The organism is Pantoea leporis (genome assembly GCF_028048155.1).
GTDB classification, from domain to species: domain Bacteria; phylum Pseudomonadota; class Gammaproteobacteria; order Enterobacterales; family Enterobacteriaceae; genus Pantoea; species Pantoea leporis.
In genome coordinates, this window is record NZ_JALMEU010000001.1 from 880375 (window position 1) to 894443 (window position 14069).

15 protein-coding genes are annotated in these 14069 nt (G+C 53.5%); 8 read left to right on the forward strand and 7 right to left on the reverse strand.

Annotation, left to right across the window (positions count from 1 at the left end; genetic code table 11):
• Positions 1-48 precede the first annotated feature (48 nt).
• Positions 49-1881, reverse strand: a complete 1833-nt coding sequence (gene uvrC, locus MWH02_RS04185; protein WP_110865886.1) for an excinuclease ABC subunit UvrC — start codon at positions 1879-1881, stop codon at positions 49-51.
• Positions 1874-2533: a UvrY/SirA/GacA family response regulator transcription factor gene (gene uvrY, locus MWH02_RS04190; RefSeq protein WP_271459954.1), complete on the reverse strand. Its 660-nt coding sequence runs from the start codon at positions 2531-2533 to the stop codon at positions 1874-1876. Before uvrY ends, uvrC begins: the two co-directional genes overlap by 8 nt.
• A 430-nt stretch (positions 2534-2963) precedes the next feature.
• Here uvrY and MWH02_RS04195 point away from each other — a divergent pair, with 430 nt between their 5' ends.
• Complete coding sequence (locus tag MWH02_RS04195; protein ID WP_007887303.1) at positions 2964-3191, forward strand: DUF2594 family protein; 228 nt, start codon at positions 2964-2966, stop codon at positions 3189-3191.
• A 32-nt stretch (positions 3192-3223) separates the two neighbouring features.
• On the opposite strand, the gene MWH02_RS04200 is transcribed toward MWH02_RS04195, so the two are convergent.
• Both MWH02_RS04200 and MWH02_RS04205 read right to left on the reverse strand, forming a co-directional pair.
• Positions 3224-3835 (reverse strand): acyl-homoserine-lactone synthase, encoded by a 612-nt coding sequence (locus tag MWH02_RS04200; RefSeq protein WP_008102322.1) that lies wholly within the window; start codon positions 3833-3835, stop codon positions 3224-3226.
• A gap of 121 nt (positions 3836-3956) precedes the next feature.
• Positions 3957-4679: an autoinducer binding domain-containing protein gene (locus tag MWH02_RS04205; protein WP_101760898.1), complete on the reverse strand. Its 723-nt coding sequence runs from the start codon at positions 4677-4679 to the stop codon at positions 3957-3959.
• A 555-nt stretch (positions 4680-5234) separates the two neighbouring features.
• On the opposite strand from MWH02_RS04205, the gene MWH02_RS04210 reads away from it, so the two are divergent.
• The gene (locus tag MWH02_RS04210) at positions 5235-5909 is read left to right on the forward strand and encodes a DUF4396 domain-containing protein (RefSeq protein WP_271459955.1); all 675 of its coding nucleotides are present in this window, start codon (positions 5235-5237) and stop codon (positions 5907-5909) included.
• On the opposite strand, the gene MWH02_RS04215 is transcribed toward MWH02_RS04210, so the two are convergent.
• A complete protein-coding gene (locus MWH02_RS04215) occupies positions 5910-6608 on the reverse strand; it encodes an extensin-like domain-containing protein (RefSeq protein ID WP_101760900.1) in 699 nt (232 codons plus the stop codon).
• Between the two features lie 408 nt (positions 6609-7016).
• Between MWH02_RS04215 and cycA the strand changes: the two genes are divergently transcribed.
• Positions 7017-8408, forward strand: a complete 1392-nt coding sequence (gene cycA, locus MWH02_RS04220) for a D-serine/D-alanine/glycine transporter (protein ID WP_101760901.1) — start codon at positions 7017-7019, stop codon at positions 8406-8408.
• Positions 8409-8509: 101 nt separating this feature from the next.
• Here the strand turns inward: cycA and MWH02_RS04225 are convergent, their stop codons facing one another.
• Together MWH02_RS04225 and rutR are read right to left on the reverse strand one after the other, a co-directional pair.
• Entirely contained in the window at positions 8510-9484 is a 975-nt protein-coding gene (locus MWH02_RS04225; RefSeq protein ID WP_101760902.1) for a metal-dependent hydrolase, read from the reverse strand.
• 23 nt (positions 9485-9507) lie between these two features.
• Entirely contained in the window at positions 9508-10143 is a 636-nt protein-coding gene (rutR, locus tag MWH02_RS04230; protein WP_110865882.1) for an HTH-type transcriptional regulator RutR, read from the reverse strand.
• Positions 10144-10450: 307 nt separating this feature from the next.
• Between rutR and rutA the strand changes: the two genes are divergently transcribed.
• From rutA to rutF, 5 genes are read left to right on the forward strand one after another with little or no spacing between them, the layout of a single operon-like run.
• On the forward strand, positions 10451-11542 hold the full coding sequence (gene rutA, locus MWH02_RS04235) for a pyrimidine utilization protein A (RefSeq protein WP_049851054.1): 1092 nt from the start codon (positions 10451-10453) through the stop codon (positions 11540-11542).
• Positions 11542-12252: a pyrimidine utilization protein B gene (rutB, locus tag MWH02_RS04240; RefSeq protein WP_271459956.1), complete on the forward strand. Its 711-nt coding sequence runs from the start codon at positions 11542-11544 to the stop codon at positions 12250-12252. The genes rutA and rutB overlap by 1 nt, the downstream gene beginning before the upstream one ends.
• Positions 12253-12294: 42 nt before the next feature.
• Positions 12295-12690 (forward strand): pyrimidine utilization protein C, encoded by a 396-nt coding sequence (gene rutC / locus MWH02_RS04245; RefSeq protein WP_271459957.1) that lies wholly within the window; start codon positions 12295-12297, stop codon positions 12688-12690.
• Positions 12690-13493, forward strand: a complete 804-nt coding sequence (rutD, locus tag MWH02_RS04250; RefSeq protein ID WP_271459958.1) for a pyrimidine utilization protein D — start codon at positions 12690-12692, stop codon at positions 13491-13493. Before rutC ends, rutD begins: the two co-directional genes overlap by 1 nt.
• Before the next feature lie 15 nt (positions 13494-13508).
• Entirely contained in the window at positions 13509-14030 is a 522-nt protein-coding gene (rutF, locus tag MWH02_RS04255) for an NADH-dependent FMN reductase RutF (RefSeq protein WP_110865878.1), read from the forward strand.
• Positions 14031-14069: the final 39 nt, after the last annotated feature.

The window sequence follows — 14069 nt, forward strand, 5'->3', positions numbered from 1 at the left end:
TGAGTAGGGTTTCATGTATGTTGCTACATTGCCCCCCCTCTTTCAACGTTAGTGTTTCAGTGAGTAGTAGATTTTTTCCGCCAGCGCGGTGGAAATTCCCGGCACTTTAGCAATCTCGTCGACGCTGGCATTCATCAGCGGTTGCAGGCCACCCATATACTTGAGCAGCTGCTGGCGCCGTTTGGGCCCCACGCCTTCAATACTTTCCAACGCGCTGGTGTTCTTCACTTTGGCGCGTTTTTTCCGGTGACCTGAAATCGCATGATTGTGAGAGTCATCACGAATATGCTGAATCACATGCAGCGCAGGCGAGTCCGGCGGTAAGGAAACGCCCTCACCTTCCGCTTCAAAGAACAGCGTTTCCAGCCCGGCTTTACGATCGCTACCCTTCGCCACGCCGAGTAAAATCGGACGATCTTTATCCCAGGGTACATTCAGCTCGGCGAAAACCTGTTTCGCCTGCGCTAACTGACCTTTACCGCCGTCGATGATGATCACGTCGGGGATTTTGTCCTCTTCCAGCGCTTTGCCGTAACGACGGCGCAGCACCTGATTCATCGCCGCGTAATCATCGCCCGGCGTGATGCCCTCAATGTTGTAGCGACGGTAATCCGAACGCAGCGGACCATCACGGTTGAACACCACGCACGACGCAATGGTCTGCTCGCCCATGGTGTGGCTGATGTCGAAGCACTCCATGCGATGAATGGTGTCGAGCTCAAGGAACGTCGCCAGCGCCGCCAGACGCTGCTGAATGGTCGAATGCTGCGACAGCTTGGTAGTCAGTGCCGTTGCCGCATTGGTGCGCGCCAGTTTCAGGTAGCGTGCACGGTCACCACGCGGCTTACTTTGAATGTTCACTTTACGTCCCGCCAGCGCGCTCAGCGATTCCGCCAGCAGCTCACGTTCCGGTAGCGTAAAGTCCAGCAGAATTTCCGCTGGCAAAGTACGCGCTTCACTGCCTTGCAGATAGAACTGGCCGACAAAGGTTTGCACCACTTCGGTCAGTTCGGTATCGGCAGGTACTTTCGGGAAGTAGCTGCGGCTGCCGAGCACTTTGCCCTGACGGATAAACAGCACATGCAAGCAAGCCATGCCAGCATCAAAGGCCACGCCCATCACATCCAAGTCTTCACCCTGATTGGAGACAAACTGCCGCTCGGTTACGCGCCTTACCGCTTGAATCTGGTCGCGTAAAATCCCGGCCTCTTCAAAACGCAGTTCCTCACTGGCATTTTCCATGCGCTTGACCAGCTGATTGATCACCTGATCATCTTTTCCCGCGAGGAACAAACGCACGTAATCGGTTTGCTGCGCATACTCCTCTTCGCTAACCAAGCCGGAAACGCAGGGTCCAAGGCAGCGGCCAATTTGATACTGCAAACACGGGCGCGAGCGGTTGCGATACACGCTGTTTTCACACTGGCGAATCGGGAATACCTTTTGCAGCAGCGCGAGGGTTTCACGTACCGCATAGCCGTTCGGAAACGGGCCAAAGTATTCGCCTTTGGCGTGCTTCGCGCCACGGTGCATCGCCAGACGCGGATGGCTATCGCCACTGAGGAAAATGTAAGGATAGGATTTGTCATCGCGCAGCAGCACGTTATAGCGCGGCTGGTAGAGCTTGATGTAGTTATGCTCCAGCAGCAGCGCTTCCGTTTCGGTGTGCGTCACGGTGACGTCGATGTTCTGGATGTTGCTGACCAGCACTTCAGTTTTGCGACTGCCCACCTGCGTACGGAAGTAGCTGGTCAGGCGCTTTTTAAGGTCTTTGGCTTTACCAACATAGATCACCGTACCGGCCGCATCGTACATACGGTAGACGCCGGGTTGGCTGGTCACGGTGCTGAGAAAGGCTTTGGAATCGAAAACGTCACTCACTACTGATTAATGGCTCCGCATTGAACAGGCCATGTCGAATGGCCAAATGCGTTAACTCGACGTCGCCACTGATATTCAACTTGCTGAACATGCGATAGCGGTAACTGTTAACGGTTTTCGGGCTGAGACTGAGTTGTTCGGAAATTTCCGTCACTTTCTGCCCGCGTGTGATCATCAGCATAATCTGCAATTCCCTTTCCGACAAACAGCTGAAGGGGGATTCGGCTTTTTGCGGTTCGATCTGGCTAAGTGCCATTTGCTGAGCAATATCCGAAGCGATATAGCGTTGCCCTGAATGCACCGAGCGAATCGCACTCACCACTTCCAGCGGCGCGGCGCCTTTACTGAGATAACCCGCTGCGCCCGCCTGCATCACCTTCGCCGGCAGTGGATTTTCGGTATGAATGGTGAGCATGATGATGCGGATATCCGGGTTAAAGCGCACAATTTTGCGTGTCGCTTCCAGGCCGCCAATACCGGGCATGTTCATGTCCATCAGCACTACGTCAACCGGATTGCTGCGGCACCATTTCACGGCGTCTTCACCGCACGCCGCTTCACCCGCAATAACGAGTCCTTTCATATCTTCCAGAATGCGGCGAATACCGGCGCGTAACAGTTCATGGTCATCAACAAGAAGCAGGCTGATCAACGGGACGTACTCCGCAGGTTAAGAAAGGGAAATATATTTCAGAACGGTCATCTTACCGGTTTTCAGGTGGAAAAAACATCTACAGTCACAGATAAATCTCAAATGAACTGATGTAAATCAATAACATTTCTTTGATGCAGCTTTTACTGCACAGGGCAATAACATGCAAAATGAGATAAGTTAAATTGTCATTAATATCATTAAGTTATAATTTATAGCTCGATTTTATTGTCGCATTCCGATCGCCTGGTAAATAACAGCTAAACGCTAATTCTGGTTGCTGATAAATAGCGCAATGCGCAATTAAAAAGCGGTCTGACTTTTACCGCTTCGCTTCATTAAAATTCATCTGAAAACCCTATGATATACTCTCTTTCTTACGCACAGGAAGAATGTGTCAACATTGAGTAACACCCCCAAGGAGTCAATTATGAGTGATGAAGATTTCGCAACTTCACGAGACACGCAGGCGCTGGCCGACGAAGTCGCCTGTCTGAAAATGATGGTGACGCTGATTCTGAAAGGAATGGGTCAAGCCGATGCCGGTAAGGTGATCATCAACATGGAGCGTTATGTGCAAGCTTCGTTAGGCGATAAGCCGCAGGCGGAAGTGTTTAATAATACAATTCGTCAGATCAAAACCGCTTACCGTCAATAAGCGATATGCCCCGCGCGAAATGCGCGGGGTATCTAGCTGTGTGATTGCCAGTTTACTGAAACACCCAGCGACGGCAGTACCTCTTCCGGGCTAAAGCGTCGTGTACCCCGATATTTCTCCGCCAGCGCCGGTTGATCAACCGGAATGCGAATGGCAAACAGATTGTCTTCAGATTGGATCAAGCCCGGTGAGAGCGGCTCGTAGACTACCTGATGCTGTTCGAACATCTTCTCAAGCATTGGCGTCGCCGAACTGATCAAATACTCCATGCCGCTCAGTTCTGCTAATTGCACCGAGTGCCACAAAATACTCAGCGGTAGCTCCGCGTCCACCTCAAGGCGCGCCGAGAAGCGCGACATTTCCCATACCTTTTCCTGATCGAAAGGCAGAACAAAACCTTCCGGCACCTCAGGTTCATGCCACGGCAACAGACGTGCGCAGCCGCAAATACCCTGACGAGCGTTCCAGGCAATCAACCAGGTGACATCCGAACGATCAAAACGATCGTACTCTTGCCCTGGCGTACTCAATCGCGGTGGAATCGACCACCCTTCGCCGCGCGCAAACACGCTATAGCGATACGTTCCCAGTTCTGCCAACAGTGAGGACGGCATATCCTTAAGCTGTGTTTGAATTACTTTCATCATGCGCCTCTGACATCCCCATGTATGCAATGATTTCTTTGAGCCAGCCTGGCAACGTTGCGCGCAGGGTAGACAACTGACACGGGAGAAGGAACTACTAAAATTAGTAGTTGCTTTTTCGCTATATCAGGCCAACCGCAGCGGCATAACAGGCAATCTGCGTTTTATTGGAAACATTAAAACGCTTTTGCATATTCTTTTGGTGAAAATTCACCGTATGTTCAGATATGGCTAAAATAAGTGAAATTTCCGCCGACGTTTTTCCTTCCGCCGTCCATTTTAAGATTTCTAATTCACGCTGACTAAAATCGTTAGATAAAACGACCATAGAATCGTCATTCAAACGCTCCAACACGCGCAAACTCAGTTCCGCCAGAAGATGCAGTTTCACCTCAAGCTCTATGCGCAAGTGTTGGGTCTTACTGTGAAGTGTCGATGCAATAGATAATATACCAATGGTACGATTTGGTGCCATTGCTGAGCAGGAAAAGCCGCTCATTAATCCCGCAGCGTTGGCTTCTGCCCACAAATTACCCGCACCGGTAAATAAATCGCGCGTCCATTCAACACCCCGTCCCGGCCGCTGACAGAGTAATAACACCGGATCGACCTTATAATAGTTCTCGCTTTCGTAGCGTTTCACCCAGCCTTCCGGGTATGTACTGAACAAAAACAAGCGCGGCCGGGTAAAGGGCACCGGATGCTGAACCAAAAAAGCGAAGTAATCGAAACCCAGCTTTTCAATCTGCTGTTGCAACAGGGATTTCAATTGCGTCACTTGCGTTAGCGCCAGAAATTCATTTTCCATTTCGCCTCGCCAGACGAAATAATTATCGGTCGTCATTATTGCCTTAGCGCTGTTTCACGCTTTTACATTCTGAAATTAGTTCGTGTTAACGCAAAAAATAAATTAGCCAGACAAAAAATATTGATTGAAAAAGGAGCAAATTTGCCAGCAGCTAGCATAACTCTTCTACTGTCAATGCGTTAACGTAATGGAGATGTGTAAGTTCACGTTAATTGTTAACAGGTTCACAACTTTAATTCCTCAGCAGATTAGAATAGGATTTTTCTGAAGTAGTTTCAATCATCCAGTTGATTGAAAATGATCGTTAGATTGATAAATTTTTAGCATCGTCATTAACTAAAATTATTGATGCAAAAAAAGCAGATTGTTTTGCTGTGAAAGGGGTTTGTACGGTGAATGAGTTTTGACTTAATGTTAATCCCACCTATTTCTGCGGTTAAGATAATACATTAAGTAATGATGTGATTTCTCTCATGCTGATTAACGGCTACGCTTAATGCTAGCGGAGTGAAAAGATGCATTGGAAGACAGTGCTGCAGTAAGGCTCAGGCGCATTGTCGCATGTAGGTGGGAAACTTAGCGGAACTGACTATGTTGAACCAGTTTGCATTACCTTTCCTTGTTCTGGGCGTCTGCACTGCCCTGATGATTTTAAAAGATCTTTTTCGCCAACCACATCCGGTGGCGGTGATGAATATCATTTGGCCATTAACCGGTTTGTATATGCCTTTTATTGGCTGGATCGTCTGGTGGTACTTAGGCCGTAAACCATCACAACAGCAAAAACTTGCGCTGTTGGTTCCACAAAAAATACGCAGTAACGCCAGCTGGCAAACTATATTTATTTCCACGTCATTATCCGCAGCGGCTTGTATATTTGGCGATATAATGACAATCCCGATAGTCACTTTACTAAAACAATTTGCCATTAATCCGACGATAGGCATGCAGGCCCTTATTTGCGTTATCGCTTCATTGTTGATGGGATTACTTTTTCAATTTCTGGCGATTCGCCAACGTGAAAAACATTCATTTGGCAGCGCATTATTATTGGCGTTAAAAACCGAAATTTTCCCCCTTCTGATTTTTCAATTAGGTATTTTTATCTTTATGGCGTTGGCCCTAAAGTTTGTGCTGAACGAGCAGGTCAACCCGCTGGTGGCGGTATTCTGGTTTATGCTGCAACTGGCCATAATGACTGGCTTTATTTTCTCCTGGCCGGCTAATCATTTCCTGATAAAACGTGGGCTTAATCCTGCGGTATAGCTAACGGCAGTAACCCGAACCGCGCATGCCAAGATGAAAATGGCTGGCATGCGCGGCGTTATAATCGGGCCCCAGCGCATTACCGAACGTCGCACAGCCGTTACGCCACAGCGCATGCAGTCCAGCCGCCGCATCCTCTGGCTGTTGCCAGTTTTTTCCTACCTGCAACCAACGCCCATTTGCCAGCTGAAATCCGGTAATATCCCAGGCATCGGCGCTGGCGTGCTCACTCAAACGCCCTTCCTGACGATGATAAATATTGCGACAGGCGTAGCTGCCAACATGGGCAATGCGTTTCAGCGGACTGTTGAAACCGGCCTGACGTAATGCGCTGTCGCTGTTAATCACAAACATGGTGCTGGCCACCGCCATCGGACAGCTGGCGAGAAAACTGCTGCTCAGCGTGACGTCACCGTAGCCGCTGATGCGTAGCGGCTGCTCAATCGGGCAATTCCCTTGCATTGGCGGCACGGCACGAAACTGCACCAGCCGCTGTTCACTGGCTTGCCGCATCACCGCCAGGCAGGCAGCCGGATCGCCACTCAGCTTTTTTAGCTTGTAACGCGTCATCCAACCGGGCGGATCGGTAACGTTGAGCGGTGTAAAGGGGTTCCACTGAGGCGGCAGATGCGTTTTCAACCACGGCAAACTAAACCAGCCGCATACAGCCAACAACGCGACGGCGAACAGAGCGCGCACAATGCCTCACTTTTCCTGATGAAATGAACTAACAAGTGTAGAAGTCATGTGCGCGGAAAGTGACGTAAATCGCTTAATTGTTGAAGATTTACGCAAAATGACTGCGCTTTAAACTCTGTAAATAATTACTGACAGAGCAAAGCACGTAAAAGGTCACAAAGGGGGAAAAACCATTACCGAAACGGGTTGGCTTTCCACTATCTTATGCCACTTGCCTGGACAAAGGCTCATAACGAATGCCCTAAATAATGTGAGCCGCAGAAAGGCGGCAAGTGTGTGAATCATTAGGAGCTTAATTTAGTCAGTTCCTGGGGTGAACACGCGTAGCCAACGCATCTGCGGCTTGAAGTATGACGGGCAAAACAGCCAATAGAGCTGACACAACATCTCGACAGGAAAGAAAAATTTATGGTTGATCAATCAAAAGAGGCGCTCGCTACGGCCGAACAGCCGGATAAACTCCAGCGTAACCTGCATAATCGTCACATTCAGTTAATTGCTATCGGTGGCGCCATCGGCACGGGGTTGTTTATGGGCTCGGGTAAAACCATCAGCCTCGCGGGCCCGTCGATCATTTTCGTCTACATGATCATTGGCTTTATGCTGTTCTTCGTCATGCGCGCCATGGGCGAACTGCTGTTGTCCAACCTCGAATACAAATCCTTTAGCGATTTCGCTGCCGATTTACTCGGTCCGTGGGCGGGCTATTTTACCGGCTGGACGTACTGGTTCTGTTGGGTGGTGACCGGCATTGCCGACGTGGTGGCCATCAGCGCCTATTTCCAGCTGTGGTTCCCGGACTTCTCCATCTGGATGAGCGCCCTGCTGTGCGTCTTTGTCTTCCTGGCTTTGAACATCGCTACGGTGAAGCTGTTTGGTGAGATGGAGTTTTGGTTCGCGATTATCAAAATCGTCGCCATTGTGGCGCTGATCATCACCGGCATTGTGCTGGTGAGCATGCATTATCCGTCGCCGAACGGTGGCACCGCGTCCCTGAGCAACATCTGGGATCACGGCGGCATGTTCCCGAAAGGCTTGAGCGGCTTCTTTGCTGGCTTCCAGATTGCGGTTTTCGCCTTTGTCGGCATTGAGCTGGTCGGCACCGCGGCGGCAGAAACCAAGGATCCGCACAAAGTTCTGCCGCGTGCAATTAACGCCATTCCGCTGCGCATTATTATGTTTTACGTGCTGGCGCTGATGGTCATCATGGCGGTGACGCCGTGGAATCAGGTGCTGGCGAATCGCAGCCCGTTCGTTGAGATGTTTGTGCTGATCGGCTTGCCTGCCGCCGCCAGCATCGTCAACTTCGTGGTGCTGACCTCCGCCGCCTCGTCCGCCAATAGCGGTATCTTCTCCACCAGCCGCATGTTGTTCGGCCTGGCGGAACAAGGCGTAGCGCATAAAGCCTTTGGTCGCCTCTCGGCGCGTGCGGTGCCAACCACCGGCCTGTTCTTCTCTTGTCTGTGTCTGCTGGCGGGCGTGGCGCTGATCTACCTGATTCCGGATGTGATGACGGTGTTCACCATGGTCACTACGGTGTCGGCGATTCTATTTATGTTCGTCTGGACCATCATCCTGTGCAGCTATCTGGCGTATCGTAAGCAGCATCCACAGCGTCATGCTGAATCGAAGTTCAAAATGCCGCTGGGCAAGTTTATGTGCTGGGTATGCATGGCGTTCTTCGCCTTTGTGCTGGTGCTGCTGACGCTGCAGGAAGACACCCGTCAGGCGCTAATGGTCACGCCGCTGTGGTTTGTGATGCTGACCATGGGCTGGTTGTTACGTCGTCGTAAAGCCTGATTTATCACGGCTACGTTAAGGCTGCCTTTTGAAAGAAAGTGCAGCCTTTTTCTTTTTTGACAGAAAGCGCACCTCATCAGCAAACACGCTTCACCACGAAGTCACAATCTCTCCCGCAGCTTATGCCACGCCTCACCCAATGCAGGACGCACCGAAGGTTCACGCTGCGGTGCTAGCTCCGGCGACTGCGGCGATCCCAGATTGAAGGTAAAGGTGTAATCCGGCTCTTCCCCCATCCGCAAATCGCTGATCAACGTGCGATCGCCCTCCTGCTTCATTGCGTAAAACCCATGACTAAACCACGCTACACGCTCGGCGTGCCATTGCCCTTTGAACGGCGTAAACAGCGCGGGTTGACGATCGTGCCAGCTTATCTGCAGCGAACGCCCCGGTGACAACAGCGACCAATAGGCTTCGCCATAACGCTCTGGCGTCATGATCACCGTGCGCCACACCAGCGTATTAAACGCGGTTGGCGTCACCAGTAGTTGCTCCGGTTGCACTGATTGCTGCGCCAGCGCTTGCTCAATGTGTTGCGTCGCCATGCTCTGTGCCACCATGCTCCAGCCGAGATAAAGCGTACTCACCAATAATCCCGCCTGATTCCAGCGCAAGCCCACAGCATCGCGTCGCCACAGGGCGACGAGCAGCGCAATTAGCAATGGCAAGGTATACAGCGGATCGATGATATACATGCTGCCAATGGCATAAGGGAAATCGGTGAGCGGCAGGCCCAGCTGCGTACCGTAAACGGTGGTGAGATCCAGCAGCGGATGCGTCACCAGCGCCAGCCACATCGCCAGCGTCCAGCCGCGCCAGTGCGCGCGACTGCGTGTCGCACCGGCCACCAGCCAGCCGAGCAGCGGTGCAATTAAGGTGAGGATTATCAGCGCATGACTTTCGGTACGATGCAGCGTCATATTGCGGATGGCATCGCCGTGATCGATAAACACGTCGAGATCCGGCAAGGTGCCCGCCACCGCGCCCACCAGCGCCGCTTGCCACAGCGGGACGCGCTTGCCCATCACCGCAACGGTGACCGCCGCGCCTAACGTCAGTTGTGATAACGAATCCATGCACTCTCCTTGAAAACGCGGGATCAGCGCACGCGGATCCCTTCAATTATCATGCGCTGCACGTTTTCCAGCGTCTGTTCAAAAAACGCCGCATCGTTCAACGTCTGGCCGGTAATCGCTTCCACCTGTGAGGCGAAATCCGCATAGTGCTGCGTAGTCGCCCATAGCAGGAAAAACAGGTGCTGCGGCTGCACACCCGCCAACCGACCTTCGGCGATCCACTGTTCGATAATCGCCGCTTTCTCATCCACCAGCGCTTTTAAATCACCGGCCAGTTCACCTTTCAGCAGCGGCGCGCCCTGCAACATCTCAAGGCAGAACAACCGTGACGCTTGCGGATGATCACGCGAGACTTCCAGCTTAAGGCGAATGTATTGACGTATCGCGGTCAGCGGATCGTGATCGTGCTGCAGCGCGCGCAGCGGCGCCAGCCACACATCAAGAATCTCTTTTAAAACCGCCACATAAAGCACTTCTTTCGACGGATAGTAATACAGCAAATTGGTTTTGGAGACGTCGGCGCGCTCCGCCACTTTATCCAGGCTGGTACCGTGAATACCGTATTGCGAGAAGAAGGTTAACGCCGCTTCCAGAATGGCTGCCCGCTTTGCGGCGACCGCTCGCGAACGGCGTCCCGGTTTTTTTTCATCGCTTTTCACACTGTTACCTCTTCCGTCCTGCGTCAACGCATCATAACAAAGGCCTTCTTTCCTGCCTAATCGCCCGCCTGCACCTTTTTTGACCACGCGGCGCATGAAAAACGTGCAGAACGTTTTGACCAAACGGTCTGAAATGGACCAATTACTCCAGTTTAGAACAGGCGTTACTTTTAACACATTGTTATTTATCTCTTTTAAAAATGTGGCACAGCCTTTGCAATTTTGTGATGGAGCGCCGCCCGCAGGATGCGTGCAGGAAGCAGCGCAGCGCGTGAAGCAGTCCCCGTCTAATGCAGAGAGGTTTCACATGAAAATTGGCGTCTTTATCCCGATTGGTAATAACGGCTGGCTGATCTCCACCCATGCACCGCAGTACAAACCGACTTTTGAACTGAACAAAGAGATCGTGCTGAAAGCAGAGCATTATCATTTCGACTTTGCCCTTTCGATGATCAAACTGCGCGGCTTTGGCGGCAAAACCGAGTTTTGGGATCACAACCTCGAATCCTTCACGCTGATGGCGGGACTCGCGGCGGTGACCTCACGCATCGAAATCTACGCCACCGCCGCCACGCTGACCTTGCCGCCCGCGATTGTGGCGCGTATGGCCTCCACCATTGATTCCATCTCGAATGGCCGCTTCGGCGTCAACCTCGTTACCGGCTGGCAGAAACCCGAGTACGAGCAGATGGGCTTGTGGCCGGGCGATGCTTACTTCTCCAGCCGCTACCAATATCTGACCGAATACGTCACCGTGCTGCGCGATTTGTGGGGCACCGGCCAAAGCGACTTCAAGGGCGAGTTCTTTACCATGAACGATTGCCGCGTCAGCCCGCAGCCGCAGAAACCGATGAAAGTGATTTGCGCCGGTCAGAGCGATGCGGGCATGGCGTTCTCGGCGCAGCACGCCGATTACAACTTCTGCTTTGGCAAAGGCGTCAACACGCCAACTGCCTTCGCGCCAACTGCCGCGCGTATGAAGCAAGCTGCCGATAAAGCGGGGCGCGACGTCGGTAGCTATGTGCTGTTTATGATCATCGCCGCCGAGAGCGACGAAGCCGCACGCGCCAAATGGGAACACTACAAAGCCGGCGCCGATGAAGAGGCGCTCGCCTGGCTCACCACGCAAAGTCAGCAGGACACCAAATCTGGCAGCGACACCAACGTGCGCCAGATGGCCGATCCGACCTCCGCCGTTAACATCAACATGGGCACGCTGGTGGGTTCTTACGCCAATGTGGCACGAATGTTGGATGAGGTTGCTTTAGTCGATGGCACGCAAGGCGTGTTGCTCACCTTCGATGATTTCCTGCAAGGCATCGAAGATTTCGGTGAACGTATCCAACCCTTAATGCAGTGTCGCCACGATTTAATCGCATCCCAGCAGGAGGTTGCCTGATGAGTACCGTTGTTTGCGCCCACACCTCAAGTTTACCGAACGTCACCTTGCCGGCGCGCCCGGAAGCCATCGCGCTGCCGCCCGCGCAAAGTGCGCTGATTGTGGTGGATATGCAGAACGCCTACGCCACGCAAGGCGGCTATCTTGATCTGGCGGGATTTGATGTCTCCGCTACCAAACCGGTGATTGCCAAAATCCATCAGGTGGTCACCACAGCGCGGGCCGCCGGGATGCAGATCATCTGGTTTCAGAACGGTTGGGACGACCAATACGTTGAAGCCGGTGATGCGGGATCCCCCAACTTCCACAAATCTAATGCGCTGAAAACCATGCGCAAGCGCCCGGAGTTACAGGGCACGCTGCTGTCGAAAGGCGGTTGGGATTATGCGCTGGTCGATGAACTGGTGCCGCAGGCCGGCGATATTGTACTGCCGAAACCGCGCTACAGCGGCTTCTTCAACACCTCGCTCGACAGCATGCTGCGCAGCCGTGGCATCCGCCATCTGGTGTTTACCGGCATCGCCACCAACGTCTGCGTGGAATCGACGCTGCGTGACGGCTTCTTCCTGGAATATTTCGGCGTGGTGCTGGAAGACGCGACCTATCAGGCGGGCCCGGCGTTTGCCCAGCAGGCGGCCATTTTCAATATCGAAACGTTTTTTGGCTGGGTCAGCGATACCGACACCTTCTGCGAAACGCTGAAAAGCTAACGCCTCGATTCACCTGCAAACCGATAAGAAGAGGATTTCGCCATGCCTAAAAGTGTGATTATTCCGCCCGGCACCGGTACGCCCATAGCGCCATTCGTGCCCGGCACCTTAGCTGACGGCGTCGTCTACGTCTCCGGCACCTTGCCGTTCGATGCCAACAACAACGTGGTGCACGTCGGTGATGCCGCCGCGCAAACGCGTCACGTGCTGGAGACCATTAAAAAGGTGATCGAAACCGCCGGCGGCACCATGGAAGACGTGACCTTCAACTCGATTTTTCTCACCGACTGGAGCAACTACGCAGCGATTAACCAGATCTACGCCGAATACTTCCCCGGTGATAAACCGGCGCGCTTCTGCATTCAGTGCGGCTTAGTGAAACCGGATGCGCTGATCGAAATCGCCAGCGTTGCGCATATCGGCAAACAGGAGGCGTGATGCATCTGGAGATCCAGGGTTCAACCGCTGAAGATGCGCCGACGCTGGTGCTCGCTTCCGGTTTAGGCGGCGTCGCCGGTTTCTGGCAACCGCAGCTGGCGGCGCTGACGCCGCATTATCGCGTGGTGACGTACGATCAGCGCGGTACTGGCCGCAGCGCCGATACGCTGCCGGACGGCTACAGCATGACGATGATGGCGGCGGAACTGGCAGAAACGCTGGAACAGCACGGCATTCAACATTACGACATTATCGGCCATGCGCTGGGCGGCTTAATCGGCCTGCAACTGGCGCTGGACTTCCCGCAGCGCGTGGGCCGCGTGGTGGTGATCAACGGCTGGCTTTCGCTGGATGCGCACACGCAGCGCTGCTTCCAGGTGCGTCAGGATCTGCTGATGAACGTCGGCGTCGAAGCCTTTGTGCGTGCGCAGCCGCTGTTCCTCTATCCCGCGGAATGGCTGGCGCGCAATCAGGAGCGCATTAACGCTGAAGATGCGCACCATGTCGCCCATTTCCAGGGCATGGAAAACCTGCTGCGTCGCTTGCATGCGCTGAAAAGCGCGGATTTCCGCGCTCATGTGGCGCGCATCTCCCAGCCAGTGTTAGCGATCTGCAGCCAGGACGATCTGCTGGTGCCGTGGAGCTGCTCACCGCAGCTGGCGCAGGCGCTGCCCAACGGCAGCCTGATTGAGATGGCCCGGGGCGGACACGCGATGAGCGTCACCGATGCCGACAACTTTAATGCGCTGCTGCTGCGCTGGCTGGCCGATACGGCTGCGCCTGCCCAGCGAGCGGCCAGCTAATCACAGGAGCCGCCAATGAGCGTGCATGAACTGCCAATTTTACCCGGTGTAGAACGCGATGCGTTTCGTAACGCGATGGCGTGCTTAGGCGCGGCGGTGAATATCATCACCACCGACGGTCCCGCTGGACGCGCCGGATTTACCGCCTCGGCGGTGTGCAGCGTTACTGATACGCCGCCCACGCTGCTGGTTTGTCTTAATCGCTCAGCGTCGGTGTGGCCGATTTTTCGCGACAACGGTTATCTGTGCGTTAACACCCTGGCCGCCGGGCATGAAGATCTCTCGACGCTATTTGGCGGCAAAACGCCGATGGCGGAACGCTTTGCCGCCGCTGACTGGCACACGCTGGCCAGCGGTTCACCGCTGTTAGACGGCGCGCTGGTGTCGTTTGATTGCAAAGTGGCACAAGTAGTCAGCGTGGGCACGCACGACATTCTGTTTTGCGAAGTGCAGGCGCTGGTACGCAATGATGAAACGCACGGTCTGGCATGGTTTGACCGTGGCTATCATCACCTTTTACGGCAGGACGCCCGCTAACGCCGCCTTGTGCGGCCCGCTTTCACTGACACCCTGGAG

Bases quoted from the DNA above. Each gene is read 5' to 3' on its own strand.
- rutB (WP_271459956.1), top strand. From the start codon at position 11,542: ATGAGTACCGTTGTTTGCGCCCACACCTCAAGTTTACCGAACGTCACC.
- MWH02_RS04210 (WP_271459955.1), top strand. From the start codon at position 5,235: ATGTTGAACCAGTTTGCATTACCTTTCCTTGTTCTGGGCGTCTGCACT.
- cycA (WP_101760901.1), top strand. From the start codon at position 7,017: ATGGTTGATCAATCAAAAGAGGCGCTCGCTACGGCCGAACAGCCGGAT.
- MWH02_RS04195 (WP_007887303.1), top strand. From the start codon at position 2,964: ATGAGTGATGAAGATTTCGCAACTTCACGAGACACGCAGGCGCTGGCC.
- MWH02_RS04225 (WP_101760902.1), bottom strand. From the start codon at position 9,484: ATGGATTCGTTATCACAACTGACGTTAGGCGCGGCGGTCACCGTTGCG.
- rutF (WP_110865878.1), top strand. From the start codon at position 13,509: ATGAGCGTGCATGAACTGCCAATTTTACCCGGTGTAGAACGCGATGCG.
- rutD (WP_271459958.1), top strand. From the start codon at position 12,690: ATGCATCTGGAGATCCAGGGTTCAACCGCTGAAGATGCGCCGACGCTG.
- rutC (WP_271459957.1), top strand. From the start codon at position 12,295: ATGCCTAAAAGTGTGATTATTCCGCCCGGCACCGGTACGCCCATAGCG.
- MWH02_RS04200 (WP_008102322.1), bottom strand. From the start codon at position 3,835: ATGAAAGTAATTCAAACACAGCTTAAGGATATGCCGTCCTCACTGTTG.
- rutA (WP_049851054.1), top strand. From the start codon at position 10,451: ATGAAAATTGGCGTCTTTATCCCGATTGGTAATAACGGCTGGCTGATC.
- MWH02_RS04205 (WP_101760898.1), bottom strand. From the start codon at position 4,679: ATGACGACCGATAATTATTTCGTCTGGCGAGGCGAAATGGAAAATGAA.